The sequence below is a fragment of the Rhizobium sp. BK098 genome (assembly GCF_014193155.1).
Taxonomy (GTDB): domain Bacteria; phylum Pseudomonadota; class Alphaproteobacteria; order Rhizobiales; family Rhizobiaceae; genus Rhizobium.
The window spans coordinates 589294-605717 of sequence record NZ_JACHYY010000001.1 but is presented as its reverse complement, the minus strand read 5'-3'; the positions used below and the strand labels follow the sequence as shown (position 1 = coordinate 605717).

The 16424-nt window shown below is 59.6% G+C and carries 17 protein-coding genes and 1 other RNA gene; 10 read left to right on the top strand and 8 right to left on the bottom strand.

Translation table 11 applies throughout. The features are described from left to right. Window positions 1-142 precede the first annotated feature (142 nt). The 3 genes from FHT73_RS02940 to FHT73_RS02930 all read right to left on the bottom strand — a co-directional run bounded on the left by FHT73_RS02940 (window position 143) and on the right by FHT73_RS02930 (window position 2272). Window positions 143-661, bottom strand: a complete 519-nt coding sequence (locus FHT73_RS02940; RefSeq protein ID WP_132716954.1) for a dihydrofolate reductase — start codon at window positions 659-661, stop codon at window positions 143-145. Between the two features lie 105 nt (window positions 662-766). Further along, entirely contained in the window at window positions 767-1603 is an 837-nt protein-coding gene (locus FHT73_RS02935; RefSeq protein WP_183709715.1) for an NAD(P)-dependent oxidoreductase, read from the bottom strand. A gap of 102 nt (window positions 1604-1705) precedes the next feature. Continuing rightward, a complete protein-coding gene (locus FHT73_RS02930; protein ID WP_183709712.1) occupies window positions 1706-2272 on the bottom strand; it encodes an XRE family transcriptional regulator in 567 nt (188 codons plus the stop codon). 200 nt (window positions 2273-2472) lie between these two features. Between FHT73_RS02930 and FHT73_RS02925 the strand changes: the two genes are divergently transcribed. Next, window positions 2473-3000, top strand: a complete 528-nt coding sequence (locus FHT73_RS02925) for a GNAT family N-acetyltransferase (protein WP_183709711.1) — start codon at window positions 2473-2475, stop codon at window positions 2998-3000. Here the strand turns inward: FHT73_RS02925 and FHT73_RS02920 are convergent. Then, on the bottom strand, window positions 2997-3917 hold the full coding sequence (locus tag FHT73_RS02920) for a thymidylate synthase (RefSeq protein ID WP_183709709.1): 921 nt from the start codon (window positions 3915-3917) through the stop codon (window positions 2997-2999). The two genes, FHT73_RS02925 and FHT73_RS02920, sit on opposite strands and share 4 nt — an antisense overlap. Window positions 3918-4099: 182 nt before the next feature. Here FHT73_RS02920 and ssrA point away from each other — a divergent pair. From ssrA to FHT73_RS02900, 4 genes are all read left to right on the top strand, one after another. Continuing rightward, window positions 4100-4470, top strand: a transfer-messenger RNA (tmRNA) gene (ssrA, locus tag FHT73_RS02915). Between the two features lie 118 nt (window positions 4471-4588). Beyond that, window positions 4589-5101, top strand: coding sequence for an SspB family protein (locus FHT73_RS02910; RefSeq protein ID WP_041677914.1), 513 nt, complete (start codon window positions 4589-4591; stop codon window positions 5099-5101). A gap of 55 nt (window positions 5102-5156) precedes the next feature. Then, on the top strand, window positions 5157-5351 hold the full coding sequence (locus FHT73_RS02905; protein ID WP_015340298.1) for a DUF4169 family protein: 195 nt from the start codon (window positions 5157-5159) through the stop codon (window positions 5349-5351). A gap of 104 nt (window positions 5352-5455) precedes the next feature. After that, a complete protein-coding gene (locus FHT73_RS02900; protein ID WP_041677915.1) occupies window positions 5456-5668 on the top strand; it encodes a ribbon-helix-helix domain-containing protein in 213 nt (70 codons plus the stop codon). Between the two features lie 77 nt (window positions 5669-5745). Here FHT73_RS02900 and FHT73_RS02895 read toward each other — a convergent pair whose 3' ends face one another. Further along, window positions 5746-9453, bottom strand: coding sequence for an AsmA family protein (locus FHT73_RS02895; RefSeq protein WP_183709707.1), 3708 nt, complete (start codon window positions 9451-9453; stop codon window positions 5746-5748). 245 nt (window positions 9454-9698) lie between these two features. Next, on the bottom strand, window positions 9699-11111 hold the full coding sequence (locus FHT73_RS02890) for an FAD-linked oxidase C-terminal domain-containing protein (protein WP_183709705.1): 1413 nt from the start codon (window positions 11109-11111) through the stop codon (window positions 9699-9701). A gap of 345 nt (window positions 11112-11456) precedes the next feature. On the opposite strand from FHT73_RS02890, the gene FHT73_RS02885 reads away from it, so the two are divergent. The 4 genes from FHT73_RS02885 (at window position 11457) to FHT73_RS02870 (ending at window position 14330) form a co-directional block, all read left to right on the top strand. After that, entirely contained in the window at window positions 11457-12236 is a 780-nt protein-coding gene (locus FHT73_RS02885) for a transporter substrate-binding domain-containing protein (RefSeq protein ID WP_183710145.1), read from the top strand. A gap of 63 nt (window positions 12237-12299) precedes the next feature. Further along, entirely contained in the window at window positions 12300-12971 is a 672-nt protein-coding gene (locus tag FHT73_RS02880) for an amino acid ABC transporter permease (protein ID WP_183709703.1), read from the top strand. Next, window positions 12968-13627 (top strand): amino acid ABC transporter permease, encoded by a 660-nt coding sequence (locus FHT73_RS02875; protein WP_112605307.1) that lies wholly within the window; start codon window positions 12968-12970, stop codon window positions 13625-13627. Before FHT73_RS02880 ends, FHT73_RS02875 begins: the two co-directional genes overlap by 4 nt. Beyond that, window positions 13605-14330: an amino acid ABC transporter ATP-binding protein gene (locus tag FHT73_RS02870; protein WP_112605304.1), complete on the top strand. Its 726-nt coding sequence runs from the start codon at window positions 13605-13607 to the stop codon at window positions 14328-14330. The genes FHT73_RS02875 and FHT73_RS02870 overlap by 23 nt, the downstream gene beginning before the upstream one ends. 16 nt (window positions 14331-14346) lie before the next feature. Here FHT73_RS02870 and FHT73_RS02865 read toward each other — a convergent pair whose 3' ends face one another. Continuing rightward, window positions 14347-15213 (bottom strand): AraC family transcriptional regulator, encoded by an 867-nt coding sequence (locus FHT73_RS02865; protein ID WP_112605301.1) that lies wholly within the window; start codon window positions 15211-15213, stop codon window positions 14347-14349. 35 nt (window positions 15214-15248) lie between these two features. Here FHT73_RS02865 and FHT73_RS02860 point away from each other — a divergent pair, with 35 nt between their 5' ends. Continuing rightward, window positions 15249-15656: a DUF2000 family protein gene (locus FHT73_RS02860; protein ID WP_112334527.1), complete on the top strand. Its 408-nt coding sequence runs from the start codon at window positions 15249-15251 to the stop codon at window positions 15654-15656. 58 nt (window positions 15657-15714) lie between these two features. Here the strand turns inward: FHT73_RS02860 and FHT73_RS02855 are convergent, their stop codons facing one another. After that, window positions 15715-16383, bottom strand: coding sequence for an OmpA family protein (locus FHT73_RS02855; protein ID WP_112411710.1), 669 nt, complete (start codon window positions 16381-16383; stop codon window positions 15715-15717). Window positions 16384-16424 lie beyond the last annotated feature (41 nt).

Here is a 16424-nt window from a genome sequence, read left to right as displayed (position 1 = left end):
CTCCCGATATCGCGCCAAGCCCACGAAATCCGTGGGTGGCAGCGATTGTTTCCCGTTATAGGTATCGAAGCACCTGCTTTCAACGCGACTTCAGGAAGTTCGTCGGATTCATTGGAAAATATTTGCTTTTTAGGGCCAGCTCTTATGCCTTTCGCCTGAAATAGCGAACGAAACGCGTCGGATACGTGTCCTTTTCTCCAGCCGGCACGGCAAGCTCGCTATCTGCTTGCCAGATGCCGGGATCGATCTTTGGAAAGGACGTGTCGCCTTCCACATCCGCCTCGACATGGGTGATCAGTAGCCGGTCGGAGAGATCAATCGCCTGCCGATAGATTTCGCCACCGCCGAGGATGCAGATTTCGTCGACATTGCTCTCCTTGGCCAGACGGGATGCAACCGAAATCGCTTCATCGAGCGAGTGCACGACCGTTATCCCCTCGGCGGTAAAATCGGTGTCGCGGGTAATGACGACATTCGGCCGGCCCGGCAGTGGCCTGCCGATCGACTGGAACGTCTTACGTCCCATGATCACCGGCTTGCCGAGCGTCATCGCCTTGAAACGCTTGAGGTCGGATGACAATCGCCAGGGCATGTCGCCTTCGCGTCCGATGATGCCGTTGCGCGATACGGCAACGACGATGGTCTTGATCGGCTGGGTCATACGTCTCCCTCAATCTGCCTCGCCGACGCCAATACGAGTCGGCGAGGCGACTTTACATCATCAAGGCGGCGGCGGCAGATGGAACGCACCTATCCCGGCCTAATATCAGCCACCGCTATTCAATTTATCGAGCTGGCGGGCCAATAGACCTCCCTCTTCCCGATCCCTGGCCATCTTCCGATAGAGCCCGGCCAAGCCTTTGAAGATCAAGGCGGCCGGATCATCCTCGCCGAGGAATTCGGAAATCTCCTCCATCTCCGCGACCCAACGGTAGGCTTTCGGATACATGTCCGGAATGCCGTGGATGAATTTCGTATCGAGATCCGGCAGGCTTTCCTGAAGTTCGCGCCTCAGGGCGGCATCGGCGCCCGAACGGATCGCCGCAAGCAGCATGGCGGTGCCGAGGCCGGTCACGCCCTTGTTAATGCCGGCATAGCACATCTTCAATGCCGAGGCCGCGCCGATTGCCCCATCGATGTGGCGAACCTGCAGTCCGTATTCGACCAACACGTCGCTGTCGTTCGCGGTATCGGCGCTCACATAGAGTTTCGGCCCCTTCTGGCCGGGCTTTGGCGGACCGCCGATGATGGAGCCGTCGAGAACCACGCCGCAATCGCCGCCGAAAATCGCCGCAACCTCGGTCATGGTCCTCGGCGAAATCGCATTGCAGTCCATGAAGGTCGTTTTCGCGCCCATCCGACGCAGTTCAGCTGCAATCTGCTCAGCGACGGCAACAGCCTCCGCCGGCGGAACGATGGAAAGAATGAGACGCGACGTGGCGATGGCGTCCAATCCAGCCGGCTCCATGCCGGCTGCTTTCGCCCGTTCGATGGTCGAAGCCGAGCGTCCGTCGAGATAAGTGAGCACCCTCGCCCCATTTTCGACCAAACGCCGGCCAATGGCGCTTCCCATGGCACCGGCTCCGATGACTGCGATCTCCACGGCCAATCTCCTTCTCCGATCGAGGAAGACGGCAGCATATCGCCTATCGCTCGGCCGGACGAGCGCAATGCCTTGCGGTAACGCTAAGTTTAGCGGGGGCAGTCAAGCGTTGCGAAGCACGAGGACGGCATAGACACAGGGCTCTCCGCTTTCATTCTTGAAAACGCAATCCGTCGGCGGACCGAGTTCGAGGCAATCGCCCGGCGACATCGGGTGCTTCGTATCTCCCTCGAGAAAGGTCAGCTGTCCCTCGAGCACCCAGATGAGCTGCCGCACGAAGGCATAAGCCGATGCGGGCATCGAAACCTCCGCCCCGGCAGGCAATTCGATACGGACGAGATCGAGCGGCAGGTCGGACTTCGGAGAAACGTGCCGGCGCTCATAGCCCGTCTGCGGATCGACCCAGACGGGCTGCTCCCCCTTCCGAAGAAACCGGCCCCGCTGCATCTCCGCACGTGCCATCAAGGCCGACATGCTCAGGCTGAAAGCGCCGGAAAGCTTACCGAGCAGCGTCGCCGTCGGGCTGCTTTCGCCACGCTCGATCTTGTGGATCATGGCCCGGGAAACGGCCGAGCGTTCGGCCAACTCCGTCAGCGACCAGCCGCGACTTTCCCGTTCGATGCGAATGCGCGCGCCGATGCGCTTGTCGATATCATCAAGCTGAGACATGCGTTTTACTATAGTGGACCTTCACGGGAGTGACAATCGAGGCAAATTACTGAAAAAGCTTAACCATGGCGTAGCCGAGTTTGATCTCCGATGCAGCCATGTAATAACATAGTAGACAGGCGTCGAAATCAGTGTATGACAGCATGAAGAACAAACGATACGATCATCCAATCTGATGGATGGTGTCTACGGAGCGACCGATGCAAATTCGCGATGCGAGAGACGAGGATCTCGCGGGAATAACCGCGATCTATAACGACGCCGTCGCCAATACCGCCGCGATCTGGAACGAGGCGCAGGTCGATATCGCCAATCGCAAGCAATGGCTGCAGGATCGGCACAAGCTCGGCTATCCGGTCCTCGTCGCGACCGACGATCGCGGTGACGTGGTCGGCTACGCCTCGTTCGGTGACTGGCGCGCCTTCGACGGCTATCGGCACACGGTCGAGCACTCCGTCTATGTGCGAAACGATCAGTATCGCGGCGGCATCGGCAAGGCGCTGATGATCGAGCTCATCGAGCGCGCCCGGGCGATCGGCAAGCATGCGATGGTCGCGGGCATCGAGGCAGGCAACGAGGCTTCGATCCGGCTGCATGAAAAGCTCGGCTTCCAGCAGGTCGGGCTTCTTCCGCAGGTCGGCACGAAGTTCGGACGATGGCTCGATCTCGCCTTCCTGCAACTACTCCTCGATCAGCGCACCGATCCCGACGCCAAGCCGACGAGCTAAACCGCGACTTCGGCCGCGATCGCCGCGTGCGGCTCATATCCGAGAACCTCGAAATCCTCGATACGATAATCGTCGATGCTGTCGGGCCGACGCAGCAGACGCAAGGTCGGGAACGGCTTCGGCTCCCGGCTGAGCTGTTCCCTGATTGCTTCCAGATGGTTGAGATAGAGGTGGACGTCACCACCCGACCAGACCAGCTCGCCCATATCCATATCGACCTGCTGCGCGACCATAGCCAGCAAAACCGCCTGCTGGCAGATGTTGAATGGATTGCCAAGGAACAGGTCGCAGGAGCGCTGGAAAACCATCAGGCTGACACGCGGGCGCTTGCCGCCTTCGGCCGAGATGTTCGATACATGAAACTGATAGACCATGTGGCAGGGATGCAGCGCCATATCGGCAAGTTCGCCGACATTCCAGGCGTGGAAGATCATCCGGCGGCTGCTGGGATTGGTCTTGAGATCCTTGATAACAGCGGCGAGCTGGTCATGCACGCGGCCTTCGGCATCGCGCCATTGCCGCCACTGCTTACCATAAACCGGGCCGAGATCGCCCCATTGCAGAGCAAAGGCCTCGTCCTCCAGAATGCGCTTTTCAAAAGCGACCTGATCGATCTCTTCGCCCGTCGCCTTGCGATATTTCGCCAGCGGCCAGTCGGTCCAGATCCGCACATTTTCCCTCAGAAGATTGCGGATGTTGGTGTCGCCCGTCAGGAACCAGAGCATCTCCTTGACGGCGAGTTTCCAATAAACCCGCTTCGTCGTGAAGATCGGAATCTGTCCCGTTGAGAGATCGAAGCGCATCATCGCGCCAAGACCACTCAAGGTGCCGACGCCGGTGCGATCGATACGACGATCGCCGTGCTCGAGCAGATGCGCCATCAGGTCGAGATATTGGTACTCTGGGTGACGAGCCATCTTCTGCTCCGAAATCGTTTGAATTTCCGGCCATAAGGCTTGCCTGAACGACAGCCTGCCGATTCCTTTTTCGTAATTCTAATGACAAGCCGCTGGGAAACCAACCGCGGCCAAGCGTAATTTAGGCAAACCTCGTGGCCTTGCGGACAAACCGATGTTTCAGCGAAGCATTTGTGACAATTGCCCTTCCCTTCGCCTGCGGAAAACACTATATCACCGTTGCCGGTCTTCGGGCCGGCTATGGCGATAAATGAGCGGTGTAATAAACCTATTGGACCCGGGGGCGGTACCCGGCGCCTCCACCAAAAACCGGCCGGCAGAACTTGCGACAGACCGGCTTTTGATGGGGGCGAAACAGGATCGACAAGGGTGTAAAGATCGACTTTTCGCTCGGCATTGTACCGCCGTTATCGGGCTAAAATTGTAGTTGCAAACGACAACTATGCGGAAGCTCGTCTCGCTGCTTAATCGCGGTGTGACACTTCAAATAAAGTCCTAAGGGGTCGCACTCTTAGGCGGGGTTCGAAGGCACCTGGCAACAGAAGCCTTCACCTTCTTCTCCAGTGCTATATTATGGATCGTCACGCGGTGACTCGCGCATAGGGCTTTTCCGGCGGCGCTCAGCGTGGCATAAGCCTATAAAAAGCATGGCCAACGAAAGACAGGAAAGCATGGGGCAGGATCATATCCGCTACGACATTTTGGCACAGGACGCCCTGCGGGGAGTAATCCGCAAGGTGCTGACCGAGGTCGGCGCTACAGGCCGCCTGCCCGGTGACCACCATTTCTTCATCACCTTTCTGACCGGCGCCCCGGGCGTGCGCATTTCACAGCACCTGAAGGCGAAATATCCCGAACAGATGACCATCGTCATCCAGCACCAGTTCTGGGATCTGAAGATCACGGAAAGCCAATTCGAGATCGGCCTCTCCTTCTCCGACGTTCCGGAAAAGCTGGTCGTCCCCTTCAACGCAATCCGCGGCTTCTACGACCCCTCCGTCAATTTCGAGCTGGAATTCGACGTGCCGCTGGCCGACGAAGAGGAAGAGACCTCCTCCGGCGAAATCACGGCCTATCCGGTGCCGGTCGAAGGCGAGGAAGCGCCTGCGGCTGCAGCCAAGGAAGGTGAGGAAAAGAAACCGGGATCGGTTGTCTCTCTCGACGCATTCCGCAAGAAGCAGTAGCCATTGCAGGGGAAGCATCCGCTTCCCTTTTTCATGCCGGTAACGGAAGAGATTAATGAGCGCCGAAATCGTCAATCTGCGTCAGTTTCGCAAGAAGCAGGCCCGCTCGGATAAGGAAACGCAGGCTGAGCAGAACCGCATCGCCTTCGGAAGGACCAAGGCTGAGAAGAAGCTGACGACAACGCTTAACGAAAAGGCCGCAAAGGCGCACGAGGCCGGCCGAATCGAAACCAAGAAGACCGAAGACTAATTTAGGTCCTGAGACAAAAAACTTCAGAAATCAGTTGCTTACTTCCGCATTTTGAATCACTTTCAGAAATATCCCGCCATTTCCGATTTTTGATCGATCCGCCGATGATCCGTAAACATTCCGCGACGCTGCATGGCCATCGCACGAGCTTTTCCCTTGAGGATGCCTTCTGGACAGAACTGAAGGCGATTGCCAATGCGCGCGGCACGTCGCTCGCAGCGCTGATCTCAGAGATCGACGACGGCCGCGAAGCCGGCAGCAATCTCTCCTCTGCGCTCCGCCTCTATGTCCTTAAATGGCTGAAGGATCGCAACTGAATACTTGCAGAGAGCTCAAGACGATGTCGTGAGCGCGCTTTACCTACCAGATGTGGATCAATCCACAACCTTCCGGTTTACTGGGCAACTCCCGGCAGTTCATTGAAATTCAAAGGTGCCGTCGGATGCTGAGTTTCGGCCTTGGCTCGCGCGTCGGCCGCCGCCTTGGCCTTGGCCGCCTCCTCCGCTGCCTGCTTGGCGCGCGCCTCTTCCTCCGCCTGCTTCTGAGCGGCCGCCTGCTGAGCCAGATTGCGTAACCGTTCCTCTTCTGCGCGGCGCTGCTGCGAGATGGCGGCATCGCGCTGGCGCTGAGCCTCGCGCACGCCCGCAACATACTTGTACAGCGCCACCTCACGCCGCAGCCGCTGCTTTTCAAGCACATTGGCCTGCAAGCGCTCCACCCGACGGCGCTCGCGCTCGAATGCCCGGACCGACAGGAAGCTGGTGACGTCCGTGATATCCATCGTTCGGCCAGGTGCGGAGAGCGGTCCTGCGAAATCGAGGCGTAGGGCCGGTTCCGCCCCGCTCTGCGCTTCGGCACCGGCCTTGAAGGCGATACCGAGTGAGCCGCGCATGCGCTCATCCGGCAGGCTGATTTCGGCGTTGCCCGAAAGCTTTGCCAGGTCGTTGCTGGCGACAATATTGGTCGCTCGCACCACACCGGCGGAAATGTTGAAAGGGATGCTGGTCGCCGGGAGAACAGCCTCGCCATTGTTCAGCAGCGTCTGCACGATCGGCAGCACCTTGGCGGCAGTGATATCGCCCTGAATCTGATCCGTCGCCGAGAGGAGCGGCGGCATGACGGAGAGATTGAGGCCACGCACATGCGTCTCGCCGAGCTTCATTTCACCCGAACCGCTTGCATTCGCGGCAAGGTCGGCAATGCTCTTGCCGCTCGCTTCGGCATTCATCGCAAGGCCGAAGCGGCCGGTCGCAAGCGGCGCTCCATCGCGCTGCCAGGCAACAGCCGCAAGATCGCCATTGGCGAGGCTGAGCTTCGTCTGCAGCAGGCCGGTGCCATCCGAATTGGCGAACATCGCGCTCCCGGTCAGCGTACCGCCATTCCAGCCACCCGTCAGATCATTCAGCCGCAACTCCTCGCCCCTGTAAGCTGCATTGGCGGTGAAATTCGAAATGGGACCGAACAGACCAGGCCATACCTGCTTTGCGGAGAGTTTGACGCCGATGTCCATGCCGCTGAAGGCTGGAAGGCCGAGCTTATCCTTGTTGAGCGCGCCTGTTTTCGGATCGCTCATCGGCCCGTAGATGGCTTCCGCCAGCCAGTCGAGATCCATCTTGTCGAGCGACAATTCACCCGAGGCCTTTAGATTCGGCGCCTTCCGATCGACGGTCAGCGTGCCGGACATGTTGTTGTCGGCGAACAGCCCTTTCATATCCGAAAATACGATCTTGTCCGGGCTCAGCGCGGCATTAGCCTGGAACTTCACCGGCAAACCGGCGCCCATCTGCGGAATACCGATGCCGTTCATCACGAAATAAGGATCGATGTCAGCGCTTTCGAACGATAGCGCTATGTTGCCGTTGAGGAAGGTAGCTGGACGGACATCCACCTTGCCGTTTGCGGTAAACGATGTCTTGTCGGTCGCAAAAGTGAGCGCGGCATCCGCCGGATCGGTGCCACTTGCCGATACTTTCAGCGTCAGACGACCATTGGCATCGGCTTCAACAGGCAACGGATCGAGACCCGCCTGGCCGAACAGGATCGACGTCACCGAATTTTCCAGCGTTCCCTCGAGCGTCGTGGTGCCCTTGCCCTTGAACGCCGAAAGATCGGACATGCGATAATCGAAATTGACGCGGCTGCCGTTGGAAACACCGGCAAGCGTCACCGTCAGCGCGTTGTCCTGATCGCCGCCAAGCGTCACCGCCCCGCGAAGAGCCGTGTTTCCATACCAGGCCGCATTGCGCACCAAACGGTCCATGACGGGATGGTGCGGTAAATGCTGGCGCAACATTTCGAAAAACGGCGCGGGATCGGCGGCCTTGAAGGTGATCTCGCCCGATCCCTTGTAGTCGGATGGCGTGCCGTCGGCGCGGCCCGTTGCGGTGATTTCGGCGCCGGCGACATTGTGCACCGAAAGCTTGTCGATCGTCAGAGCGCCATCGGCAACGGAGAAGGACGTATCGAGATTATCGGCCGGCACACCGAAGGCCATGAATTTTCCGGCCTGCAGATGCGCCGTGATCCGATGGTCGAAGAGAGATTCCTCGGTATCCTGGCCTGTAAAGAGCCCGGTCAGCGCCCTCAGCGCATCGAGGTCGAGAGCATCGCCGGTGAGATCGACCGCAAGCTTTGGCGGCGTCTTGTCCGTCCCGCTCTGGCGATCGATCCGGCCTTTCAGCGTGGCCGAACCGATTGCGATCTCCAGATTTTCGAAGCGCTGCTCGTCATGCTTCAGGCTGACATCGGCGGAGAAGCCGGCCTGACGCAGCTGGCGTATCGCCGGATCGACGGCCCCCACAAGCCACGAGGCCAATCCCGACGGCTGGTTGGACGCAACGACCAGATTACCGATGAAGTTGGGCTCGTCCCGCAGCATGAGATTACCGCGCGCTTCGACCTGCGTGCGGCCGGGCATCGTGCCGATCGCATGATCGATCCTCCATCCCGTTCCCGCCGGTTCGAGATCGAGCTGCACGTCGCGTATGGTCGTGTCGCCCGCCACGATCGCCGGCAGCCGGAAGGTCGCCTTGCCGGGAACCTGTGGCACCGGAATTTCAGCCGCAATCGCAATCAGATTGTTGAGGCGTTGACGTGCCGAGATTGCCGGGTTGCGATTGGTCTTGCCGTTGGTGCCCTTGTTGTTGCCGAGACGGTTGACGTCGATCTGCTGTCCATCGGCCGTCAGCAGGAATTCCGGCTTGGAACCTGTATCCAGCGTCGCCTCGCCTGTGACGACATAAGGATCGTCATCGGCGCCGACTTCAAGGCGATATTCCGGAACGCGAATACGGTCATTCGTCAACTCGAAACGGCCCTTGATGCGGGGCTGCGCCTTCTGATCGGCAGAATCGCGCGTCTGCTTGTCGCTGACCCCGGCCGTGAAGGAGCCCATGTAATCGGGCTTGCTGTCGACGAGTTTAAGCTCGCCATCGAGATCGACATTAAGCGGATGGCGGTCCGGCATCAGCCGGGTGCGGACGCGCAGGACGCCGTTGTCGTCAGGCTGGCTGCTGGAAACCGTGAAATTGCCATGCTCGTTGTCGAGGGCCGCATCGCCCTCGATACGCCAAGGGCCGGCAAGCGACCGCGCCGACATCTGGGCATTCAGGCCCGTGACGTGGCGGGTCCTGCCCGTTTGCTCGTCAATGAAGAGAATATCGCCGTCTTCTACGTGAACGCTTTCGAGCACGACGGACTTTGCGGGAATTTCCGGCTGGCTACCGCGCATCCAGTCGAGCGTGCCGTCCTTCAGCAGCCGCAGCCGCACCTTGGGCTTGGACACCCGCATATCGAAGATCAGTGCTTCGCCGGAAAGGAAAGGCGCAAGTTCCGCATCCATGGAGAATTCGGCCACCTGTACGAGCGGCGTTCCATCAGCCTCCTGGCCGACGCGGACGTCATGCAGCGTCACCGACGGGAACGGCAGAAGACGGGCATCCACGGTGCCATGAACAGTCACCTTCTTGCCGATGATGCGGCTTGCCTGATCCTCGAAGTTCTTGCGAAAATCGGTCCAGTCTATGAAGAGCGGGGCGAGCAGCGCCAGGAACAGCACCACCACAAGCAATCCACCCAGAAAAACCAGGACCCTACCTAACAACGCGTGTCGTCTCCAATCTTCATTCCCAACGTATGCAGGCGTCGCTTGTCAGAGCGCATACACGGCATAATTTAGTCTATGTACGGTTCTACCCGATCTCCGCCTATCACAGCAGCTCTTTTTAAGAGGTATGCCTCCTCTAGCGCGTGTCGGTGGCTTTTTATGGCAAAAACCGGAAAAGTGCGGATGCAGCCTAGCGTCATTCGCGCTTGTAGCAAGCCAAGATCATGAAAATATTCCATCTTTCAGTGCCTGCGGAATATCTTCCCTGGATTGAAAATGGCATCCGGATCAAGCGACTCCTTGATTTGACGCATCAGATCGACGGCATCGCCGAGCTCCTGCTCCAGAAATGCCATCTTCCCCTGCCCTATGCCGTGCTCGCCGGTGCATGTGCCGTCCATGGCGAGCGCACGCGCGTTAAGGCGAGCGACGAATTCCTCGACGACAGCGATCCCTTCAGAGGTCTTGTCGTCAAACAGGACGAGCACATGGAAATTACCGTCGCCGGCATGGCCGACGATCGGCGCCAGCAGGCCATGCGCCTCGATATCGGCCTGGGTTTCCGCTACGCATTCGGCAAGGCGTGAGATCGGCACGCAGACATCTGTCGATAGCGCAGCCAACTCCGGCGCCAGCGCGCGGCAGGCCCAATAGGCGTCGTGGCGGGCTTTCCAAAGCTTGTTGCGCTCTTCGGCATTGCTTGTCCAAAGGAATTCGCCGCCCCCGCATTCCGCCGCGATCTCGGCAAATTGCTCCGACTGCAGCGCTACCGTCTCGTCAGTGCCGTGGAATTCAAGGAAAAGCGTCGGCTTCTCGTCATAGGTCAGGCCGGAATAGCGGTTGCAGGCCCGCATCTGCATGGCATCGAGCAGCTCGATGCGCGCGACGGGAACGCCCATCTGGATGGTCATGATGACGGCATCGCAAGCCGCCTTGATGTCCGGAAAAGCGCAGGCCCCGCCGGCGATCTTCTGCGGAATGCCCTGCAGGCGCAGGGTGATCGACGTCAGTACGCCGAGCGTGCCTTCCGCTCCGACAAAGAGCCGTGTCAGATCGTAACCGGCGGATGATTTCTTGGCGCGGCGGGCGGTGCGGATTTCCTCGCCATTGGCAGTCACCACGGTCACGGACAGCACATTGTCCTTCATCGTGCCATAGCGCACAGCGTTGGTACCCGATGCGCGCGTCGATGCCATGCCGCCGATCGAAGCGTTAGCGCCCGGATCGATCGGGAAGAACAGGCCGGTATCGCGCAGGTAGGTATTAAGCTGCTCGCGGGTGACGCCGGGCTCGACCGTGCAATCCAGATCCTCGGCATTGATTTCGAGAATGCGGTTCATACGGCTGAAATCGATGGAAATGCCGCCCTGCGGCGCATTCACCTGTCCCTCCAGCGAAGAGCCAGTGCCAAAAGGAATAACTGGGACCTTGTGTTCGGCACACGCCTTCACGACAGCCCGCACGTCCTCGCTCGTTTCAGCAAAGACCACGCCGTCCGGCAGCTGCGATGGGATATAAGTGGTGGTGTGGGCGTGCTGGGCACGAAAACTTTCGCCGGTCTGCAAACGTTCACCGAAGGCCTGCTTCAGAATGCCGAGAACGGCGGATATGCCGGCCTCGTTGCGCGTTCCCGCCTTTGCATCAGCCAAAACCATAGTCCGAATCTCCCATCGCGGTCGTCCAGGGCGTTAACCCCTCTCGGTTCTATGGGGCATTTGGGGCGGGGCTGTCCAGTGATGAAAGTGAGCCGCTATCGCGCATAAGTTCAAGTTTTGTGCGATTGATCAAAGGTGCGACGATCGGTCGGCGGGAAAAAGCATCGCAGCAGAATTTTGCCTATATTTTAATCAATCCATCACCTCAACGATCACCGAACATTCACTTTCATCCATACCATGACACCGCGAGGCAGTTTTCCGTCGACTGGCATATGTCTTGCCTTTCGCCTTTCAGCTTTCATACAGCCACGATTGGAAGGACATTCGATGAAGCGCAGACAAATGCTCATGGCACTCGGTATCGCGATGCTGGCGATGGGGTCAATTTCCGCCCCTGGCGCAGCTCGGGCGGATGCTCTGAGCGACATAACCTCGCGCGGCACGCTGCGCGTCGCCGTTCCGCAGGACTTTCCGCCCTTCGGCAGTGTCGGCACGGACATGGCACCCATGGGCTATGACATCGACATGGCCAATCTGATCGGCGAAAAACTCGGCGTGAAAACTGAGCTCGTTCCGGTTACCAGCGCCAACCGCATTCCCTATCTGCAGACGAATAAGGTCGATCTGGTAATCTCAAGCCTCGGCAAGAATCCGGATCGCGAAAAGGTCATCGATTTCTCCGACGCCTACGCGCCCTTCTTCAACGGCGTCTTCGGTCCCGGCGATGTCGCGGCCGCGAAGCCGGAAGACCTTTCCGGCAAGACGATCGGCGTCACCCGCGGCGCGATCGAGGATCTCGCGCTGACCAAGGTCGCGCCGCAAGATGCGACGATCAAGCGCTACGAGGACAATAACGGCACCATCTCCGCCTTCCTGTCCGGACAGGTTCAGCTGGTTGCAACCGGCAATGTCGTCGCGGCGGCCATTCTTGCCAGAAATCCGCCGAAGAAGCCCGAGATGAAATTTCTCATCACCAACTCCCCCTGCTTCATCGGCCTGAACAAGAGCGAGCAGGCATTGCAGAAGAAGGTCAATGACATCATTGCCGCCGCCAAGGCGGACGGGACACTGAACAAGATGTCGCAGAAGTGGCTGGGCGCCGACCTGCCGGCCGGCTTCTGATCAACGCAGGACCGATCGCGCCGTCATTCGGCGGCGTGATCGGTCTCAGCGAGGCTTTCTCCCATGCGCTATCACTTCGATTTCGGCTGGCTTGCCGAATATTATCCCACGCTGATCAAGGGTGTTCTTGTCACGGTGGAGCTGACCCTTATCGGCGCTGTGCTGGGCATTATCCTAGGAATTGCCTGCGCCTGGGCTCGCGCACTTGGCCCGAGCTGGCTCAAACCCTTCGTGGCTGCCTATGTCGAGCTCATCCGCAACACGCCATTTCTGATCCAGCTCTTCTTCATTTTCTTTGGCCTGCCCGGCATCGGCGTTCAGATGAACGAGATGACCGCCGCCAATCTCGCCATGATCATCAATCTCGGAGCCTATAGCTGCGAGATCATCCGCGCCGGCATACAGGCAACGCCACGCGGCCAGTTCGAAGCCGGCGCCAGCCTTGCCATGACCCAGTTCGAGACCTTCCGGCATGTCGTCCTCGTTCCGTCCCTGCAGCGCATCTGGCCGGCATTGTCATCGCAAGTCGTCATCGTCATGCTCGGCTCCTCCGTCGTCTCGCAGATCGCCGCCGAGGACCTGACCTTCGCCGCCAACTTCATCCAATCGCGCTCGTTCCGCGCATTCGAGGCCTATTTCGTATCCACGGCGATATACCTCGCGCTGGCGGTTCTGCTTCGGCAGGCACTTGCGGGAGTGGGCAAGCTGATCTTTCCACGCAGGGTCCGCCAATGATCCAATTCACCACATGGGATATTCTGCGCGGCCTGCTTCTAGCCGCGCGCTGGACGATATTGCTGTCGCTCGTCTCTTTCGCCGGCGGTGCCATCGTTGGCGCAATCCTGCTGTTCCTTCGCATCGGCAAGGCAAAGGTCGGCCGCGTCGCGGTCAGATATTTCGTCGAGCTGTTCCAGGGCACGCCGCTGCTGATGCAGCTCTTTCTGGCCTTCTTCGGTCTCGGGCTTTTCGGCATCGACGTGCCGGCCTGGCTCGCTGCCGGCGTCGCGCTCACCCTCTGGTCGGCTGCCTTTTTGACGGAAATCTGGCGCGGCTGCGTCGAGGCTGTAGCCAAAGGCCAATGGGAAGCATCGGCAAGTCTCGGCATGGGTTATCTGCAGCAGATGCGCTACGTCATCCTGCCGCAGGCGCTGCGCATCGCCGTGCCGCCGACCGTCGGCTTCTCCGTCCAGGTCGTCAAGGGCACGGCCCTGACCTCCATTATCGGCTTCGTAGAGCTATCGAAGGCCGGCACCGTCATCACCAACGCGACCTTCCAGCCATTCACCGTCTACGGCTTTGTCGCGCTTATCTATTTCGCCTTGTGCTGGCCGCTGTCGAAGAGCAGCCAGATCCTGGAGAGGAAGCTCAATGTCGCTCATCGAAATCACTGAAGTCCGCAAGAGCTTCGGCACCAATGAAGTCCTGAAGGGCATCAACCTCGATGTCGAGCCGGGCGAGGTCATCGCTATCATTGGCAAGAGCGGCTCCGGAAAATCGACACTGCTGCGCTGCATCAACGGGCTGGAGACGATCAATGACGGCTCGATTTCCGTGGCCGGTGCACAGCTTTTGCCTGACGACCTGCATCTGAAAGCGCTCCGGCTGAAGGTCGGCATGATCTTTCAGCAGTTCAATCTCTTTCCGCATCTGAGCGCGGGACGCAACGTCATGCTCTCGCAGATGGTGGTTAAGAAGACCACCAAAGCCGAAGCCGAGGCGATGGCGCGGCGCATGCTCGACCGCGTCGGCCTCGGGCACAAGTTCGACGCCTATCCGGACGAACTCTCCGGCGGCCAGCAGCAGCGCGTCGCCATTGCAAGAGCACTCGCCATGCAGCCGATCGCGCTTCTCTGCGATGAAATCACCTCCGCGCTGGACCCGGAGTTGGTGGCGGAAGTTCTTGCCGTCGTGCGCGAACTGGCCGGCGAAGGCATGACGCTGCTGATGGTGACGCATGAGATGAAATTCGCCCGGGACGTCTGCTCGCGCGTGGTCTTCATGCACCAGGGGCGCGTGCACGAAATCGGACCGCCGGGCGAAGTCTTTGCAAACCCGCAAACGCCTGAACTCAAGCAGTTCCTCGGCCTGCATTGAAGGTCGGCAAGCTCGGCTAAGCGGTTCTTTGAACCATGGTGTTCCAGGCACCTGGAGCAATGCCGAACGCCTTCTTGAAATGTCGGGTCAGATGGCTCTGATCGGCAAAGCCGGTTGCCGCGGCCACCTCCGCGATCGGCTCTCCCGCGCCGATCATCGCCTTTGCCTGCTGCAGCCGCCGCATCAGCAGGAACCGATGCGGGCTTGTTGCAAAGGCGGCACGGAAATGCCGCGCAAGCGCAAAGCGATCGAGACCGGTGATGCGCTCAAGCTCCTGCGAGCGCACACCCCGCGTGACATGCGCCTCGAGATAGTCGCGCGCAGTCTTCACCTGCCCCCAGGCAATGCTACCCAAAGGCCGTTGCGGCAAACGGGCGTGCTGGACAAGTCCGTCGGTGAGCCGCGAGACGAAATCGTCAACGAAGAGTTCATCCAGCTCGCGATCGAGCTCGCCAAGCGCCGCCAGCAACAAGCCGGCGAGACGATTGTCTTCCACCACGGGGTCATCGACGAAAGGCAGGCCGACACGCGCCGCCTCAAGGCATTGAAACAGTACCGATGGCTCCAGATACAGCATCCGGTACACGAGGCCGTCATCGGTCGCGGCCCCGCCGTCATGCAGTTCGTCCGGATGAAGAATGATCACCCGTCCCGGCAGGCTATAGCGCTGTTCGCCGCGATAGCGGAATGTCTGCACGCCGCGGATGGTGACGCCAAGCGCATAGGTATCGTGCCGGTGCAGTTCGAAGGCATCGCCGCGAAACTGCGCCTGGATGCGTTCGATGCCCGGATAGGCAGGCGCGGACAGGATGCGATTGCTCTCCGGCGTCACGCACAAACGTTCAAGACCCTCGAAGATCTGTCCGGTTACATCCTCGCGCAATGTCCCATTTCCAGACTGCATGAAAGTGACCATCGATGTTCGATACCAAAATCGCGATCGTTCTGCGAAGCGACCTTCAATCCTGGCAAAAACTGAATGTAACGGCCTTCCTGTCGACAGGCATAGCCGGACAGCATCCAGATATCATCGGCGAAGCCTATCGCGATCGCACCGGCAACGTCTACAACGCTTTGTCGATCCAGCCCATCATCGTGCTCTCGGCCGACAAGGAGAGCATTACCGCCATCCACCGCCGCTCGCTGGAGCGTGGCGTCACGTCTTCCATCTTCATCGAGGAAATGTTTTCAACTGGCCATGATGCGGCCAACCGCGCTGTCTTTTCCGAATTCGCACCGGAGGACGCCAAGGTCGTCGGCATCGCCTTGCGCGCCGACAAGAAAATCGTCGACAAGATCACCAAGGGCGCCAGCATGCACGCGTGATCCGACGCGCAAAGAAAACGGCCGGATCATGAGACCCGGCCGCATCTGTTGAAAAGGCTTAGCCGTTCTGCGTGATCGGTGCGATCTGGATCTCGACGCGGCGGTTCTGGGCGCGGCCAGCCTCGGTTGCATTCGTTGCGACCGGCTGCGATGGACCGAAGCCGATGGCCGACATGCGGCGCTGGTCGATACCCTGGCTGCCGAGGTAGGACGCAACCGATCCGGCGCGGCGCTCGGACAGATCCTGGTTATGCTGCAGGCTGCCAGTCGAATCCGTATGGCCGTTGACGTCGATCAGCGTGCGGTTGAACTTGCGTAAAACGATCGCGACAGAATTCAGCGTCGGGAAGAATTCCGGCTTGATCGCATCCTGGTCGATGTCGAAGGTGATTGCCGACGGCATGTTGAGGATGATGCGGTCGCCGACGCGCGTAACGGAGACGCCGGTGCCCTGCAGCTGCGCACGCAGTTCGGATTCCTGTTGGTCCATGTAGTTGCCGATGCCCGCACCTGCAAGCGCACCGACGCCTGCGCCGATCAACGCGGCATTGCGGCGCGAGGCCGGCGAATGGCCGATCAGAAGGCCTGCGACAGCGCCGACACCGGCACCGATCGCTGCACCGCCTGCCGTATTGGAAACTTTCTGCTCACCCGTATAGGGGTCGGTGGTCGTGCATGCGTTCAAAAAGGCTGCCGCTAGGGCAAGAATGGCAATTCTCTTCATCATGGAATCATCGCTCTCCGGTTCGATGGCCGCAGCAGATATGA